Source organism: uncultured Amaricoccus sp. (genome assembly GCF_937858865.1).
Lineage (GTDB): Bacteria > Pseudomonadota > Alphaproteobacteria > Rhodobacterales > Rhodobacteraceae > Amaricoccus.
This window is the reverse complement of sequence record NZ_CALLYO010000349.1, coordinates 1-15,059: the sequence shown is the minus strand read 5'-3', so window position 1 is coordinate 15,059 and position 15,059 is coordinate 1. Positions and strand designations below refer to the sequence as shown.

Genomic DNA, 15,059 nt, shown 5'->3' with positions numbered 1-15,059 from the left:
AGCACCTATCTGGCGCGGGTAGATCGGAGACCGCCATGACCCTTGCCGGCCGCATCGCCTGGGACGATACCGTCCTGCCCTTCCAGCTCGACCGTGCCGACATCCGCGGGCGGGTCGGGCGGCTCGACGCGGTGCTGGAGACCATCCTCGGGCAGCACGACTATCCGGCGCCGGTCGCGGCGCTCGTCGCCGAGGCCGCGCTCATCACCGCGCTGATCGGCCAGACCATCAAGCTCCGCTGGAAGCTCAGCCTGCAGATCCGCGGCGACGGGCCGGTGCGCCTGATCGCCACCGACTACTTCGGCCCGAGCGAGGAGGGGGCGCCCGCCCGCATGCGCGCCTGGGCCGGCTACGACCCCGAGGCGCTGCCGGACGAGGTCGCGCGCCCCTTCGACCTCCTCGGCGCCGGCGTCTTCGCCATCCTCATCGACCAGGGCCGGGGCACCATGCCCTACCAGGGGATGACGCCCATCGCCGGCGCGTCGCTCGCCGATTGCGCCGAGACCTACTTCGCCCAGTCCGAGCAGCTCCCGACGCGCTTCGCGCTCGCCATGGGCGAGGCGCTGGAGCCGGGCGGCGCGGCGCACTGGCGGGGCGGCGGCGTCCTCCTGCAGCACATGCCGCGGGCCTCGCTGCACGCCCGGCAGGGGGCGACCGGCCCCGACGGCCTCCTCGCCGCCGAGGATCTGCTCGATGCGGCCGATGCCGACAACTGGCGCCGCGCGGTCATGCTGCTCGAGACCGTCGAGGCGACCGAGCTCATCGGCCCGCACGTTGGCGCCGAGCAGCTGCTCCTGCGCCTCTTCGGCGAGGAGGACCCGCGGGTCTATGCCGCGCAGCCGGTGCGCTTCGGCTGCACCTGCGGCCCGGAGAAGGTCGTCCGCTCGCTGTCGATCTACGCCCGCGAGGAGATCGCCGCCATGACCACGCCCGAGGGCAAGGTGACCGCCGACTGCCAGTTCTGCGGCGCCCACTACGAGTTCGATCCCGCCGACCTCGGCCGCCATTGACCATTTGCGTTACTCGATCTCGCCCTTCTTCGACAGCAACACCGCGATCGGCCGCGTGCTCTCGAACTCGGAGAAGATGATGACGAGGATCGCCATGATCGGCACCGACAGGATGGCGCCGGCGATCCCCCACATCGACATCCAGCTGACCAGCCCGACGAGGATCACGAAGGGGCTGAGGTTGAGCGACTTGCCCATCAGCCAGGGCTCGATGAAGTTGCCGAGCGCGACCTGCGGCACGCACATCGCCAGCACGAAGACGAAGACCTGCCAGAAGTCGCCGAACTGCAGGATGGCGAGCAGCGTCGGCAGCGCCACCCCGACGATCCCGCCGAAGTAGGGCACATAGTTGAAGAGCCCGATCAGCAGCGCCCAGAAGGCGGCGAACTCGATGCCGAACCCGCGCAGGATCGCATAGCTGGAGACGCCCAGCATGATGTTCACCAGCGTCTTCATCACCAGGTAGGTGCCGATGCGGCTGTTGATGTCGCGGATCAGCGCCTGGATCTGCGCGACCTTGGCCGGCTCGTCGGAGAGGAGCGCGATCTTGTTCGCGAAGGCGCCCTTCTCGGCCAGGAGGAAGCCGGCATAGATCAGCACCACCGTGAAGCTGCCGACGATCGAGGCGACCGAGGCCGCCGAGGCCAGCACCACCCGCTGCATGTTGATATGCTGCAGCACGTCCCGCCGCAGCGTCTCCCAGTTCGGCTCGTCGTCGATGCCGAGCCCGATCGCCCCGCGCTGGATCATCGCCAGGAGCTGCTCCTGGTAGCGCGGCATCAGCGTCGCCACCTGGCCGAAGTTGGTGACGATGAGCCAGAGGATGAGCGCCACGCCCGCGAGGCACGCCGCCACCGCCAGCCCGTAGCGAAGCGCCGCGGGCAGCCGGCGGAGCCCGGGGATGCGCTCGACGAGCTCCACCATGCCGAGCACCACGTAGGCGACGACGATGCTCGCCATCACCGGCAGGATGATCGGCCGCGCCAGGACGAGGATCCACCCGGCCATCAGCGCCAGCCCTACGCCGTAGAAGAGCCGGGGCAAGCTGTCGCGCATCCGTGCCTCCCGATCGCTGCGCCGGCATGCAACCCGAAAGCGCGGCGAGCGTCCAGCGCCACCTGCGGCGGACCGCCTCGCTGCCGCCGCCCGTCCCGCTGCCGGGGAGCCGAAGCGGGCGGCAAAGGCGCGGTCCCCGGCGAGCGCCTTTGGCTTCAGATGCCCAACGGCATCACCAGGATGGCGCGGAAATCGTTCACGTTGGTCAGCGTCGGGCCGGTCACGACCTGGTCGCCGAGCGCGGCGAAGAAGCTGTGGGCGTCGTTTTGGTCGAGGGCGGCGGCGGGATCGAGGCCGAGGGCGTGCGCGCGGGCGAGCGTGTCGGGGGTCACGATCGCACCGGCGACCTCGGCCGCCCCGTCGACGCCGTCGGTGTCACAGGCGAGCCCGAGAATTCCCGGCGCGCCGCCGAGGGCGAGGGCGAGGGCGAGACAGAATTCCGCGTTCGGTCCGCCAAGGCCGTCGCCCCGGCGGGTGACGGTGCACTCTCCTCCGGAGAGCAGCAGCAGCGGACGCCCGCTCCCGGCCTGCGCCGCCCGCGCGAGATCGGCCTGGGCCGCCGCGACGTCGCGCGCCTCGCCCTCGATGGCGTCGCCGAGCAGGCGGACGTCGCATCCGGCGGCCTCGGCCACCCCCGCCGCGGCGGCGAGCGACTGCGACGGGGCGGCGATGACGCGGTTCTCCACGCGCGAGAGACGCGGCGCGTCGGGCGGGAGCACGCCGGACGGCCGGGCGAGGACCGCCTCGACCGAGGGCGGGACGGGAACGCGCCAGCGCTCGAGGATCGCGCGCGCCTCCTCGGGGGTGGAGACGTCGCCGACCGTCGGCCCCGAGGCGATGAGGGCAGGGTCGTCGCCCGGGACGTCGGAGATCATGAGCGAGAGGACCCTGGCCGGCCAGGCCGCCGCCGCGAGCTGTCCGCCCTTCACGCGGCTGAGATGCTTGCGCACGATGTTCATCTGGCCGATCGGGGCGCCGGACGCGAGCAAGGCGTCGTTGACGGCCTGCTTCTCCCCGAGCGTGAGCGGCGGCGCCGGCTGCACGAGCAGGGCCGAGCCGCCGCCCGAGATGAGCGCGAGGACGAGGTCGTCCTCGCTCCGCCCCGGCAGGAGGTCGAGGATGCGGGCGGTCGTCTCCAGCCCGCGCGCGTCCGGAACCGGGTGGGCCGCCTCGACGATCTCGATGCCGCGCGTCGGCCGGGCATAGCCGTAGCGGGTGATGACCAGCCCCTCGCACGGTCCCCAGGCCGACTCGACCGCCTCGGCCATGCGCGCGGACGCCTTGCCGGCGCCGATCACCAGAACGCGCCCCGGCGGGCGTGGCGGCAATGCCGCCGGCACGCATCGCATGGGGTCGGCCGCCGCGACCGCCGCATCGAAAAAGGCCCGCAGCAGGGCGCGCGGATCCGGCCCACGCGGTGGGATGGTCGCAGTCATGGTGCTCTCGCCGTCTCCTGCCGCTTCGCCGGCTGGGGGCATCATGCGCGATTCCCCGGTAGGACGGGAAGCCGCGACTGCGCGCCGGCGGGTGTCGGGTGAATCTTTCTGGGGCAAAGGTTTGCGGGGATTTGTTCGATCTGGAACGCATGTGGAATGCGTATGGAACGCGTATTGCACCTGAAAGGGTCGGGATCGATTCGTTAACGGCGGGCGAGGCGGAAGGCTTCGGCGGCGAGCCAGCCAGCGGCGAGGGCGGCGGCGACGGAGGCGAGGCCGTAGAGCAGCGGGCGGTTGCGCGACAGGTTGTAGAGCCACCGCTCGATGCCGGTCTTCGCCACGCGGATGACCGAGGTGCCGGAGGAGATGACCTCGCGGTCCCGCACCAGGAAGAACTGCGCGATGTAGTTCCCCTCGGTGAGGTTGGCCGGCATGTGGAAGCTGGTCTGGAAGAGGGTCTCCTCGGCGACGAGGACCGCGCCGTCCCGCTGCTGGTAGCTGCCGCTGCGCTCCTTCAGCCGCACCAGCGCGTCGGTATAGACGGTGGTGTCCTCGATGGTGTCGTGGCCGCCCACCCGGCGCACCGCCTCGTCCATGCCGATCTGGTAGCGCAGCCGCTCGGTCTCGCTCAGGGTCTCCTCGAGCGGCCGGGTCGTCGCGATGGCGTAGAAGCTCGGCACCTGGCGGACGGGAAGCGACTCGGTGTTCATCCAGATGCCGAGCCGGCGCTCCTTGTGGCGGACCCGCACGTTGCGCGGCGGGCCCTTGATGGTGATGACGACGTCGATCGGATCCGCCTCCGGCGGGATCGGCGCGTCGCGCCGGATGGCGCCGAAGACGAAGAGGTCGGAGCCGTCGAAGGTGGCGTTGAGGCCGATGTTCTCGGTGGAGACCCCGGTGACCACGCTTTCCTGCGCAGGCAGCGGGGCGGTGAGCACGAGCGCCAGCAGGACCGCCGCCAGCCGGATCATGAGACGGTGAGCGAGAAGAGCTCCTCGGGCTCGATCACCAGATCGGCGAAGAGCTTGAGGCACACCGCGACGACGAGGAGCGCCAGCAGGATGCGCAGCTGCTCGGCCCGCAGCCTGGCGGCGAGCCCGACCCCGACCTGGGCGCCGATCACCCCGCCGACGAGCAGGATGAGCGCCAGCATCACGTCGACCGTTCCGCTCTGGGTCGCGTGCATCACCGCGGTGAAGCCGGTGACGAAGAGGAACTGGAAGACCGAGGTTCCGACCACGACCTTGGTCGGCATGCCGATGATGTAGATCATCGCCGGGATCATGATGAAGCCGCCGCCCACCCCCATCACCGCCCCGAGGATGCCGACGACGGCGCCGATCACGAAGGGCGGGATCGCGCTCACGTAGAGCTTGGAGGTGTGGAAGCGCATCTTGAGCGGCAGCCCGTGCGCCCAGGTGTGCCGCCGGCGCCGCACCAGGACGGCGTTCGGATCGTTGCGGCGGCGCAGCGCCCGCACGCTCTCGGCGAGCATCAGCGTGCCGATCGTGCCGAGCATGACGACATAGAGCAGGCTCACGACCAGGTCGAACTGGCCGAGGGTCCGGAGCCGGGTGAAGATCGCCACGCCGAGGGTGGAGCCGAGCAGGCCCCCGGCCAGCATGATGGTCCCCATCCTGAAGTCGACGGTCCGGCGCTGCAGGTGCGCGAGGAAGGCCGAGAAGGAGGAGCCGGCGATCTGGTTGGCGGCCGAGGCCACAGCCACCGCCGGCGGGATGCCGATGAAGAAGAGGAGCGGCGTCAGGATGAAGCCGCCGCCGACCCCGAACATCCCCGACAGGAGGCCGACCATCGCCCCGATCAGCAGGAGAAGCAGGCTGTTGACCGAAACTTCGGCGATGGGGAGATAGATCTGCATGGACCGGGGACCGCGGGAGCCTCGATCGACAACCCTAGTGGATGGTCGGACCGGAGGCCAGCGCGATCCCCGCCGAAAAGCGCCGCGCCGCAACCTGTTACTTCATTGCGGCACGGCCCCGTCCGGCGCCGCCGGTCAGGCGGCCTTCCGGTTCAGCCCCTTCTCGGCGAGCTCGCTGAGTTTCCGGTCGGCGGCATACTCCTGGTCGAGGTTCGACCGGAGCAGGGGCAGGACGTCGTCCTTGCCGAGCTGGGTGGCCCAGGCGATCAGGGTGCCGTAGCGGGTGATCTCGTAATGCTCGACCGCCTGCGCCGAGGCGATCATGCCGGCGTCGCGGGTCTCGGCGTCCCTGGCGTCGCTCATCATCTCCTTGCCCTCGTCGAGGATGCCGTCCATCGCCTCGCAGGTCACCCCGCGCGGCTTGAGGTCGAGGAGCTCGAAGACCTTCTCGAGGTTCGCGACATGCTCCTGGCTCTCCTCGAGGTGATGCTCGAGGGCCTCGCGCAGCTTGTCGGACTCGGCCTTGCGCGCCATGCGGGGCAGCGCCTTCACGATTTGCTTCTCGGCGTAGTACATGTCGCGCAGGAAATGCACGAAGAGATCGTCGAGCGATTGCAGAGGCATTGGTCTGGGCTCCTTCCCTGCAGGGTGGCCGGCGTCACATGCGCCTGCAGCTCCCAACGCGGCGAAGGGGGATGGGTTTCCTCTCAGCGGGCGGACGCCGCGAGAAAGCGCCGCAGCAGGCGCTCGAGCTTGGCCGCCCCGAGCGGGGCCATGGCCTTGGTGTGCTCGTGGCTGATCGCCTCGTCGCTGAGGCCGGCGGCCATGTTGGTGATGACCGAGATCGCCGCGACCCGCAGCCCGAGGAAGCGGGCGAGGATCACCTCCGGGACGGTCGACATGCCGACCGCGTCGGCGCCGAGCGTGCGGAGCGCGCGGATCTCGGCCGGCGTCTCGAAGGAGGGACCGGAGTACCAGGCGTAGACGCCCTCCTCGAGCCGGATGCCCTCGGCCGCCGCGGCGCGCGCGAGATCCGCCCGGAGCGGGCGGTCGTAGGCCTCGGTCATGTTGACGAAGCGCGCCTCGCTCGGCTCGCCGATGAGCGGGTTCCGCCCGGAGAAGTTCAGGTGGTCGGCCAGCAGCATGAGCTCGCCCGGCGGCAGGTCGGTGCGGAACGATCCGGCGGCGTTGGTGAGGAGGAGCGTGTCGGCGCCGAGCCCGCGCAGCGCCTCGAGCGGCCCGCGCATGGCGGCGGGGTCGCCGGTCTCGTAGTAGTGCGCCCGGCCGCCGAAGACGGCGACGCGCACGCCCTCGAGCTCGCCGACGACGAGGCGCGGCCGGTGGCCGGAGACGCCGGCCTGCGGGAAGCCCGGCAGGTCGGCATAGTCGATAGCGACCCCGGCGACCGCGTCGGTCAGGTGGCCGAGGCCGGAGCCCAGCACCAGGCCGAGGGTGACGGGTGCGTTGCCGCAGCGGCGGCGGATGATGTCGAGCGTCTGCATCAGCGTTCCTTGACGTAGGGGCGGCCGCCGGCCCTCGGCGGCACCGCCTTGCCGACGAAGCCGGCCAGGATGACCACGGTCAGGATGTAGGGCAGGGCCTGCATGAACTGGACCGGCACGACGCCGAGCCCGGGGATGGTGATCGCCTGGTAGCGGATGCCGATCGCCTCGAGCGCGCCGAAGAGGAGGCACGCGCCGAGCGCCGGCCAGGGCCGCCACTTGGCGAAGATGAGGGCGGCGAGCGCGATGAACCCCTTGCCCGCCGTCATCTCGCGCACGAAGCCCGCGGCCATGCCGGTCGAGAGGTAGGCGCCGGCGATACCGCAGAGGAGCCCCGCGATCATCACCGCCGCGTAGCGCAGGCGGACGACGGAGATGCCGGCGGTGTCGACGGCGGCGGGGTTCTCGCCGACCGCGCGCAGGCGCAGGCCGAAGCGGGTGCGGTAGAGGATCCACCAGGTCGCCGGCACCGCGAGGAGCGCGAGATAGACGAGGATGTTGTGGCCCGAGATCAGGTGCCGGTAGATCGGGCCGATCACCGGCACCGGCAGCAGCGCGTCGGCGAGCGGCCATTCGATCGCCAGGAACCGCTGGCCGGGCCCGAGCTGGGGCGTCTGCCCGCCGAGGCCGAACCAGTTCTGCCCGACGAGCGCGGTCAGGCCCGCGGCGAGGAAGTTGATCGCGACGCCGGAGATGAGCTGGTTTCCCTTCAGCGTGATCGAGGCGACGCCGTGGATGAGCGAGAGGGCGCTCGAGGCGGCGATGCCGGCGAGAAGGCCGATCCAGACCGATCCGGTGATCGCGGCGAAGGCGGCGGCGGCGAAGGCGGCGGCGAGCATCTTGCCCTCGAGGCCGATGTCGAAGATGCCGGCCCGCTCGGAGTAGAGGCCGGCGAGGCAGGCGAGCAGCAGCGGCGTGGCGAGGCGGAGGCTCGAGCCGGCGAGCTGGAGGACGGTGGCGAAGTCCATCAGGCCGCCTTCCGCCGCCGGCGCAGGAAGGCGCGCTCGACCGGCGCCCGCACCAGGTTCTCGAGCGCGCCGGTGAAGAGGATGACGAGGGCCTGGATGACGACGATCATGTCGCGGCTGATGCTCGGCATGTCGAAGGCGAGCTCGGCCCCGCCCTGGTAGAGGATGCCGAAGAGGATGGCGGCCAGCACGACGCCGAACGGGTGCGAGCGGCCCATGAGCGAGACGGCGATGCCGACGAAGCCCGCGCCGCCGACGTAGTCGAGCACCAGCCGGTGCTGGAAGCCCATGACGACGTTCAGGGCCATCATCCCGGCCATGGCGCCCGAGATCAGCATGGCGACGATGGTGATCCTGACCGGGTCGATGCCGGCATAGACCGCCGCCGGCTCGGAATGGCCGAAGGCGCGCATCTCGTAGCCGAGGCGGGTGCGCCAGATGAGGACCCAGGTCAGGAAGGCGGCGGCGAGGGCGAGCAGCGCGGTGAAGTTCATCGGCGTCCGCGACATGCGGATGCCGAAGACGGCGAGGATCTCGTGCATGAAGGGCAGGAAGGTGCCTTCGGGGAAGTTGCGGGTCTCGGGCGCCATGCCGGGCGCCTTCAGCACGTTGACGAGGAGGTAGACGACGAGCGCCGAGGCGATGAAGTTGAACATGATCGTGGTGATGACCACGTGGCTGCCGCGCTTCGCCTGGAGGTAGCCGGGGAGGAAGGCCCAGGCGGCGCCGAAGGCTCCGGCGCCGAGGATGGCGAAGGGGAGGGCGAGCCACCAGTAGGGCCAGGGGACCGCGAGGCAGACGAGGGTGACGCCGATGCCGCCGAGGGCCGCCTGTCCCTCGGAGCCGATGTTGAAGAGGCCGGCGTGGTAGGCGATGGCGACCGAGAGGCCGGTGAAGACGAAGGTGGTGGCGTAGTAGAGCGTGAAGCCGATGCCGTAGCTCGAGCCGAGCGAGCCCACGAGAAGCAGGCGGACCGCCTCGACCGGGTCCTCGCCGATGAAGACGACGACGAGGCCGGCGACGAGGAAGGCGAGCAGGAGGTTGAGGGCGGGAATGAGGACGAGATCGGCCCAGCGGGGGAGGGGGGCGGTCATCGCGGCACCGCCTCCCCCGAGCCGATGGAGCCCCCGTTAACAGCTCTTTCCACCCGGTTAACGTGGCCGTGAAACCATAGTGGAATCAGCAGCTTGCCTAAGTGGGCGCGCGCGCCCATCCCGGCGCGGGCGTGCCTCACGCCGCCCTCGTGCCGGGCTCGATCCCGGTCATGAGCAGGCCGAGCTCGCGTTCGTCGGTCTCGCCGGCGATGCGCTCGCCGGAGATGCGGCCGTCGAACATGACGATGATCCGGTCGCTGAGCGCCTGGATCTCGTCGAGCTCGACCGAGACGAGCAGGATTGCCTTGCCGCGGTCGCGCAGCGCCAGGATCTCGTTGTGGATGAACTCGATCGCGCCGATGTCGACGCCGCGGGTGGGCTGGCCGACGAGGAGGACCTCCGGGTCGCGCTCCATCTCGCGGGCGAGCACGATCTTCTGCTGGTTGCCGCCGGAGAAGCTGGCGGTGACGAGGTCGCACGAGGGGGGGCGGATGTCGAAGCGCTCGATCGAGGCGCGCGCGGCGTCGCGCATCGCCGTCCGGTCGAGGGTGAAGGCCGGGCCCTCGAAACGCTCCTCGCCCTGGTAGCCGAGGCAGGCATTCTCCCACTCGGCGAAGGGCATGACGAGCCCGCGGCGGCGGCGGTCCTCGGGAACATGCGCGACCCGCGCCGCCCGCCGCTCGTCGCCGTTGGTGGAGTGTCCGAGGTCGAGCGGCTGCCCGTCGAGCCGCACCGTGCCGCCGGTCGCCGGGCGGATGCCGGCCAGCACGTCGAGCAGCTCGGACTGGCCGTTGCCGGCCACGCCGGCGACGCCGAGGATCTCGCCGGCGCGGAGCGCGAAGCTCACCCCCTTCAGCCGCGCCACCCCCTTGTCGTCGGTGAGCGAGAGGTTCTCCACCGCGAGCACCACCCGGCCGGGGGTGGCCGGCGTCTTCTCCACCCGGAGCAGCACCCGCCGGCCGACCATCAGCTCGGCGAGCTCGGCCGGGCTCGTGTCGGCGGTCGCGAGCGTCCGCACCATCTCGCCGCGGCGCATGACGCTGACCGCGTCGGTGATCGCCATGATCTCGCGCAGCTTGTGGGTGATGAGGACGATCGTCTTGCCCTGCGCCTTGAGGCTCCGCAGGATGCGGAAGAGGTGGTCGGCCTCGGCCGGCGTCAGCACGCCGGTCGGCTCGTCGAGGATGAGGATGTCGCACTCGCGGTAGAGCGCCTTCAGGATCTCGACCCGCTGCTGCAACCCGACCGAGAGCTCGCCGACCACCGCGTCCGGGTCGACGTCGAGCTCGTACTCCTCCTCGAGGCGCTTCAGCTCGGCACGCGCCTTGGCGAGCGAGGGGCGCAGGAGCGGCCCCTCCTCCGCGCCGAGGATGACGTTCTCGAGCACGGTGAAGGGCTCGACCAGCATGAAGTGCTGGTGGACCATGCCGATCCCGGCGCGGATCGCCGCCTGGCTGTCGGGGATGGGGGTCGGCCTGCCGTCGATGCGGATCTCGCCGGCGTCGGCCTGGTAGAAGCCGTAGAGGATCGACATGAGCGTCGACTTGCCGGCGCCGTTCTCGCCGACGATGCCGTGGATCGTGCCGCGGCGGACGGCGAGGTCGATGTCCCTGTTGGCCTGGACGGGACCGAAGCTCTTCGAGATGCCGGCGAGCTCAATGGCGGGCGGGGCGTCGCCGCCCCCCGCCGCCATCCCGGCCGCCGCCATGGTCCTCAGGAGACCGGGCAGGCGCCGTCGGTCGAATAGTCGTGCACCAGGATCTCGCCCGAGATGATCTTGGCCCTGGCCTCGTCGGCCGCCTTCTGCATCTCCGGCGTGATGAGGTCCTTGTTGTTCTCGTCGAGCGCCCAGCCGACGCCGTCCTCCTTGAGGCCGAGCACCTGCACGCCGGCTGTGAAGGCGCCGTTGTGCACGTCCATCATCGCCTGGTAGGTGGCGACGTCGACCCGCTTCAGCATCGAGGTCAGCACGTGGCCGGGATGCAGGTAGTTCTGGTTCGAGTCCACCCCGATGCCGTAGACGCCGGCGTCCGCCGCTGCCTGCAGCACGCCGATGCCGGTGCCGCCGGCGGCGTGGTAGACGACGTCCGCGCCGCGGTCGATCTGGCTCTTGGCGAGCTCGCCCCCGCGGACGGGATCGTTCCAGGCGGCGCCGGTGGTGCCGGTCATGGCCTGGAAGACCTCGGCGTCCGGGTTGGTCGCCTTCACGCCCTGCACGTAGCCGCAGGCGAACTTCTGGATCAGCGGGATGTCCATGCCGCCGACGAAGCCGACCTTGCCGGTCTTCGACGCCATGGCGGCGAGCACGCCGACGAGGTAGCTGCCCTCGTGCTCGTTGAAGACGACCGAGCGCACGTTCGGCTGCTCGACCACGGTGTCGATCACCACGAAGTCGGTATCGGGGAATTCCTGCGAGACGGTCTCCATGGCCGAGCCGTAGGAGAAGCCGTTGGTGATGACCGGATTGTGCCCGCGTTCGGCGAAGCGGCGCAGCGCCTGCTCGCGCTGGGCGTCGTTCTGCAGCTCGAAGCTCTCGTAGGCGATGCCGGTCTCCTTGGTGAAGCGCTCGGCGCCGTCGTAGGAGGCCTGGTTGAACGACCGGTCGAACTTGCCGCCGAGGTCGAAGATGACGGCCGGGTTGGCCGCCTCCTGCGCCTGGGCGCCGGCGGCCGTCATCATCGTCAGGGCGGCGACCGCCAGGGACTTTCCGAACGTCATGGGTGAGAACCTCCAAGGGACCGCTGCCGCGGCCTTGCGCCTGCGGCTCCGGCCAGCGTTGTTCCGGGCCGGTATGACGCGCCCATAAACGCCCATCGCCCGGAATCGGTCAACGGTTTTTCGGCCGTGCCGTGAACAACTGCTTGCGGAGCAGGAGAGCGTCGACGCGAGGCCCAGCGGCCGACGGATAATAGTCCGGCCTCCGCCCCGCCTCCCGGTAGCCGAGGCGGTCGTAGAGCGCGCAGGCGGCGGCATTGTCGAGCGCCACCTCGAGCAGGCATTCCTCGGCGCCAGCCGCGGCGGCCCGGGCCTCGAAGGCGCCGACCAGGCGGCGGGCGAGGCCCCTGCGCCGCGCGGCGGGATGGACGGCGAGCGTCAGCAGTTCCGCCTCGGGCCCGGCGACGCGGCCGAGGGCGAAGCCGGCGGGGTCGCTCTCGAGGAGGGTGCCGGGCTGGCCGAGGAGGCTGGCGAACTCCGCCGCCGACCAGGGGCGGAGGGTGCCGGCGAAGGCGGCGGCGTGCAGCGCCGCCAGCGCCTCAGGCGTCATCGAGGAGGACGGGGAGGGGATCGGACGAGGGCGTCGCGTCCGCCGGCCGGAGGTAGAGCGGGGCGGGCGGCGGGGCGGCCCCCAGGCGCCGGGCCGCGAGGCGCGCCACTACGGCGGGGTCGGCCTGCGCCGCCTGCGCCGGACCGTCGCCCGGAAGCGGGACGGGCGGGGCGAGCGCGACGCCGTCGCGGAAGCTCTGCGCGAAGCGCCCGCGCTTGTCGGCGAGGGTGATGGTCACCGCGCCCGGCCGGTCGGCCAGCGCCTCGAAGACGCTGACGCCCACGGCCGGGATGCCGAGGGAGAGCGCCAGCCCGCGCGCGGCTGCGACAGCGAGCCGCACCCCGGTGAAGTTGCCGGGGCCGGTGACGACGCCGATCCCGTCGAGGTCCGGCCAGGCCACGCCGGCCTCGGCGAGCAGCTCCTCGAGCATCGGCAGGAGCCGCTCGGCCTGGCCGCGGTCCATCGGCTCGACCCGCCGGGCGAGGAGGGCGTCGCCCCGAACGAGAGCGGCCGCGCAACGCGCGGCCGCCGTGTCGAAGGCAAGGACGAGCGGCTGGTCAGAAGCCAACCGGTCGCACCTCGGTGACCTCGGGGATATAGTGGCGCAGGAGGTTCTCGATGCCCATCTTCAGCGTCATGGTCGAGGAGGGGCAGCCGGCGCAGGCCCCCTGCATGTGCAGGTAGACGACGCCGCGGTCGAAGCCGTGGAAGGTGATGTCGCCACCGTCCTGCGCCACGGCCGGGCGGACGCGGGTGTCGAGCAACTCCTTGATCTGCCCGACGATCTCGGCGTCCTCGCCGGAGTGTTCGGCATGATCGACGGTGCCGGCGGCGCCGTCGAGGGCGGCCTCGCCGGACTGGAAGTGCTCCATGATCGCGCCGAGGATCGCGGGCTTGATGTGCGCCCAGTCGACGTCCTCGGTCTTGGTGACGGTCACGAAGTCCGGGCCGAAGAAGACGCCCGTCACATGCCCGGTCGCGAAGATCCGCCGGGCGAAGGGCGAGGCCTGCGCCGCCTCCGCGCTGGGAAAGTCCGCCGTCCCCCTGTCGAGCACGGCGCGCCCCGGCAGGAACTTCAGCGTCGCCGGGTTCGGCGTGGATTCGGTCTGGATGAACATGCGGCGGGACCTCCGGTCGGTTGTCCTCTAAGTGCGCTCGCCCGGGCGCCAAGTCAAGGTTTCTGGAACGCTTCTAAAGTGCCGCGCCGGGTCAGGAGGCGGCGACGATGTCCTCCTTGGTCATCGACCCCGGCACGATGGTGATCGGCACCCTGAGGTCGGCTATCCGCCGTCCGGTGAGGGCCGAGACGAGGGGGCCGGGGCCCGCCTTGTCGACGCCGGCGCCGAGCACCAGGACGGCGATCTCGGGGTCGGACTTGATGTGCTCGATGATCGTGTCGACCTTGTCGCCCTCGCGGATGGTGAGCCGCGGGGTGATGCCCTCGTGCTTCTCCATCCGGTCCTTGAAGATCTGGAAGTGCGCCTCGACCTTCTCGTGCGCCTCGGCGCGCATGACGTCGGCGACGCCGAGGAAATGCTGGAACTCCTCGGGCGAGATCACCGCCAGCATCTCGACCGCGCCGCCGGTCCTGGCCGCGCGCAGCGCCGCGTAGCGCATGGCGTTCAGCATCTCGGGCGTGTCGTCGAGAAGGATCAGGAACTTCCGCAAGAGCTTCCCCGGGGGCTTTTCGGCCCGATCATCGGAGAAGCGGCGGCCGGGCGCAAGGCGGTCGGTCGGGAATGCGGTCAGCGCACCAGGCCGACGATCTCGTAGGTGCGGGCGAGGATCGGCTCGGCGATGGCGGCGGCCTTGTCCGCGCCCTTGCCGAGCAGGCGGTCGATCTCGGCCGGGTCGGCGGTCAGCTCGGCCATGCGGCGGGTGATGGGGGAGAGCTCGCTGACGGCGAGGTCGGCGAGGCGGGGCTTGAACTCGGAGAAGTTGCGGCCGGCAAATTCCGCCAGCACCGCCTCGGGGGTCGAGTCGGCGAGGGCGGCGTAGATGTTGACGAGGTTCGCCGCCTCGGCCCGGCCGGCGAGGCCGGCGGGGGTCTCGGGCAGCGGCTCGGCGTCGGTGCGCGCCTTGCGGATCTTGGTCGCGATGGTGTCGGCGTCGTCGGTGAGGTTGATCCGGCTCATGTCGGAGGGGTCGGACTTCGACATCTTCTTCGTGCCGTCGCGGAGCGACATGACGCGGGTGGCGGCGCCCTCGATCACCGGCTCGGTCAGCGGGAAGAAGTCGATGCCGTAGTCGTGGTTGAACTTGGCGGCGATATCGCGGGTGAGCTCGATATGCTGCTTCTGGTCCTCGCCGACCGGGACGTGCGTGGCGTGGTAGAGCAGGATGTCGGCGGCCATCAGCGTCGGGTAGGCGAGCAGGCCCAGGGAGGAGTTCTCGGTGTTCTTGCCGGCCTTGTCCTTGAACTGGACCATCCGGTACATCCAGCCGATGCGGGCGACGCAGTTGAAGATCCAGGCGAGCTGGGCGTGGCCGGGCACCTGGCTCTGGTTGAAGAGGATCGAACGCCCGGGGTCGATGCCGCTCGCGATGTAGGCGGCGGCGAGCTCGCGGGTCGCGGCGCGGAGCTTGTCGGGGTCCTGCCAGACGGTGATCGCGTGCAGGTCGACGATGCAGTAGATCGTCTCGTGGCTCGACTGCATCGCGGCGAAGCGGCGGAGCGCGCCGAGGTAGTTGCCGAGGGTCAGGTTGCCCGATGGCTGGATGCCGGAGAAGACGCGGCGGGTGAACTCGGGCATGGGCGGGACCTCCGGATGGCAGGCCGCGTCTATTGCCGCGCAGCGGGGGCGGCGTCAACCGGGGGGGGACCGGCCCGAGGGGGCCATCGAGGCCCC

Annotated in this window: 16 protein-coding genes; 1 reads left to right on the top strand and 15 read right to left on the bottom strand. The window is 71.0% G+C overall.

Annotation, left to right across the window (positions count from 1 at the left end; genetic code table 11):
* Nucleotides 1-35: 35 nt before the first annotated feature.
* Nucleotides 36-1,010 carry an Hsp33 family molecular chaperone HslO gene (locus tag Q0112_RS10115; protein ID WP_297974746.1) on the top strand — a complete coding sequence of 325 codons (975 nt, stop codon included), beginning with the start codon at nucleotides 36-38 and terminating at the stop codon, nucleotides 1,008-1,010.
* Between the two features lie 9 nt (nucleotides 1,011-1,019).
* On the opposite strand, the gene Q0112_RS10110 is transcribed toward Q0112_RS10115, so the two are convergent.
* From Q0112_RS10110 to trpS, 15 genes are all read right to left on the bottom strand, one after another.
* Nucleotides 1,020-2,066, bottom strand: coding sequence for an AI-2E family transporter (locus Q0112_RS10110; RefSeq protein ID WP_297974743.1), 1,047 nt, complete (start codon nucleotides 2,064-2,066; stop codon nucleotides 1,020-1,022).
* Between the two features lie 155 nt (nucleotides 2,067-2,221).
* Complete coding sequence (locus tag Q0112_RS10105) at nucleotides 2,222-3,502, bottom strand: glycerate kinase (protein ID WP_297974741.1); 1,281 nt, start codon at nucleotides 3,500-3,502, stop codon at nucleotides 2,222-2,224.
* A 203-nt stretch (nucleotides 3,503-3,705) separates the two neighbouring features.
* Nucleotides 3,706-4,473: a TIGR02186 family protein gene (locus tag Q0112_RS10100; RefSeq protein ID WP_297974738.1), complete on the bottom strand. Its 768-nt coding sequence runs from the start codon at nucleotides 4,471-4,473 to the stop codon at nucleotides 3,706-3,708.
* Entirely contained in the window at nucleotides 4,470-5,381 is a 912-nt protein-coding gene (locus tag Q0112_RS10095) for a sulfite exporter TauE/SafE family protein (protein ID WP_297974736.1), read from the bottom strand. Before Q0112_RS10095 ends, Q0112_RS10100 begins: the two co-directional genes overlap by 4 nt.
* A 135-nt stretch (nucleotides 5,382-5,516) precedes the next feature.
* A complete protein-coding gene (locus Q0112_RS10090; protein ID WP_297974733.1) occupies nucleotides 5,517-6,005 on the bottom strand; it encodes a ferritin-like domain-containing protein in 489 nt (162 codons plus the stop codon).
* An 83-nt stretch (nucleotides 6,006-6,088) separates the two neighbouring features.
* Nucleotides 6,089-6,883, bottom strand: coding sequence for a purine-nucleoside phosphorylase (locus Q0112_RS10085; RefSeq protein WP_297974730.1), 795 nt, complete (start codon nucleotides 6,881-6,883; stop codon nucleotides 6,089-6,091).
* Entirely contained in the window at nucleotides 6,883-7,851 is a 969-nt protein-coding gene (locus tag Q0112_RS10080; RefSeq protein ID WP_297974728.1) for an ABC transporter permease, read from the bottom strand. The genes Q0112_RS10085 and Q0112_RS10080 overlap by 1 nt, the downstream gene beginning before the upstream one ends.
* Nucleotides 7,851-8,945: an ABC transporter permease gene (locus Q0112_RS10075; RefSeq protein ID WP_297974725.1), complete on the bottom strand. Its 1,095-nt coding sequence runs from the start codon at nucleotides 8,943-8,945 to the stop codon at nucleotides 7,851-7,853. The genes Q0112_RS10080 and Q0112_RS10075 overlap by 1 nt, the downstream gene beginning before the upstream one ends.
* A 136-nt stretch (nucleotides 8,946-9,081) precedes the next feature.
* Nucleotides 9,082-10,653 (bottom strand): ABC transporter ATP-binding protein, encoded by a 1,572-nt coding sequence (locus Q0112_RS10070; RefSeq protein WP_297974722.1) that lies wholly within the window; start codon nucleotides 10,651-10,653, stop codon nucleotides 9,082-9,084.
* A gap of 5 nt (nucleotides 10,654-10,658) precedes the next feature.
* Entirely contained in the window at nucleotides 10,659-11,663 is a 1,005-nt protein-coding gene (locus Q0112_RS10065) for a BMP family ABC transporter substrate-binding protein (RefSeq protein ID WP_297974719.1), read from the bottom strand.
* A gap of 109 nt (nucleotides 11,664-11,772) precedes the next feature.
* Nucleotides 11,773-12,210, bottom strand: coding sequence for a GNAT family N-acetyltransferase (locus Q0112_RS10060; protein WP_297974716.1), 438 nt, complete (start codon nucleotides 12,208-12,210; stop codon nucleotides 11,773-11,775).
* On the bottom strand, nucleotides 12,200-12,778 hold the full coding sequence (gene tsaB / locus Q0112_RS10055) for a tRNA (adenosine(37)-N6)-threonylcarbamoyltransferase complex dimerization subunit type 1 TsaB (RefSeq protein WP_297974713.1): 579 nt from the start codon (nucleotides 12,776-12,778) through the stop codon (nucleotides 12,200-12,202). Before tsaB ends, Q0112_RS10060 begins: the two co-directional genes overlap by 11 nt.
* Entirely contained in the window at nucleotides 12,768-13,328 is a 561-nt protein-coding gene (locus Q0112_RS10050) for a NifU family protein (protein ID WP_297974710.1), read from the bottom strand. The genes tsaB and Q0112_RS10050 overlap by 11 nt, the downstream gene beginning before the upstream one ends.
* A 91-nt stretch (nucleotides 13,329-13,419) precedes the next feature.
* Nucleotides 13,420-13,878, bottom strand: a complete 459-nt coding sequence (locus Q0112_RS10045; RefSeq protein WP_297974708.1) for a universal stress protein — start codon at nucleotides 13,876-13,878, stop codon at nucleotides 13,420-13,422.
* A gap of 77 nt (nucleotides 13,879-13,955) precedes the next feature.
* The gene (gene trpS, locus Q0112_RS10040; RefSeq protein WP_297974705.1) at nucleotides 13,956-14,963 is read right to left on the bottom strand and encodes a tryptophan--tRNA ligase; all 1,008 of its coding nucleotides are present in this window, start codon (nucleotides 14,961-14,963) and stop codon (nucleotides 13,956-13,958) included.
* Nucleotides 14,964-15,059: the final 96 nt, after the last annotated feature.

What these genes read in the sequence shown, in the direction of transcription:
- Q0112_RS10075 (WP_297974725.1), bottom strand. Translation starts at nt 8,945, where the DNA reads ATGACCGCCCCCCTCCCCCGCTGGGCCGATCTCGTCCTCATTCCCGCC.
- Q0112_RS10065 (WP_297974719.1), bottom strand. Translation starts at nt 11,663, where the DNA reads ATGACGTTCGGAAAGTCCCTGGCGGTCGCCGCCCTGACGATGATGACG.
- Q0112_RS10080 (WP_297974728.1), bottom strand. Translation starts at nt 7,851, where the DNA reads ATGGACTTCGCCACCGTCCTCCAGCTCGCCGGCTCGAGCCTCCGCCTC.
- Q0112_RS10115 (WP_297974746.1), top strand. Translation starts at nt 36, where the DNA reads ATGACCCTTGCCGGCCGCATCGCCTGGGACGATACCGTCCTGCCCTTC.
- Q0112_RS10050 (WP_297974710.1), bottom strand. Translation starts at nt 13,328, where the DNA reads ATGTTCATCCAGACCGAATCCACGCCGAACCCGGCGACGCTGAAGTTC.
- Q0112_RS10090 (WP_297974733.1), bottom strand. Translation starts at nt 6,005, where the DNA reads ATGCCTCTGCAATCGCTCGACGATCTCTTCGTGCATTTCCTGCGCGAC.
- Q0112_RS10085 (WP_297974730.1), bottom strand. Translation starts at nt 6,883, where the DNA reads ATGCAGACGCTCGACATCATCCGCCGCCGCTGCGGCAACGCACCCGTC.
- Q0112_RS10070 (WP_297974722.1), bottom strand. Translation starts at nt 10,653, where the DNA reads ATGGCGGCGGCCGGGATGGCGGCGGGGGGCGGCGACGCCCCGCCCGCC.
- trpS (WP_297974705.1), bottom strand. Translation starts at nt 14,963, where the DNA reads ATGCCCGAGTTCACCCGCCGCGTCTTCTCCGGCATCCAGCCATCGGGC.
- Q0112_RS10100 (WP_297974738.1), bottom strand. Translation starts at nt 4,473, where the DNA reads ATGATCCGGCTGGCGGCGGTCCTGCTGGCGCTCGTGCTCACCGCCCCG.
- Q0112_RS10110 (WP_297974743.1), bottom strand. Translation starts at nt 2,066, where the DNA reads ATGCGCGACAGCTTGCCCCGGCTCTTCTACGGCGTAGGGCTGGCGCTG.
- Q0112_RS10095 (WP_297974736.1), bottom strand. Translation starts at nt 5,381, where the DNA reads ATGCAGATCTATCTCCCCATCGCCGAAGTTTCGGTCAACAGCCTGCTT.
- Q0112_RS10060 (WP_297974716.1), bottom strand. Translation starts at nt 12,210, where the DNA reads ATGACGCCTGAGGCGCTGGCGGCGCTGCACGCCGCCGCCTTCGCCGGC.
- Q0112_RS10105 (WP_297974741.1), bottom strand. Translation starts at nt 3,502, where the DNA reads ATGACTGCGACCATCCCACCGCGTGGGCCGGATCCGCGCGCCCTGCTG.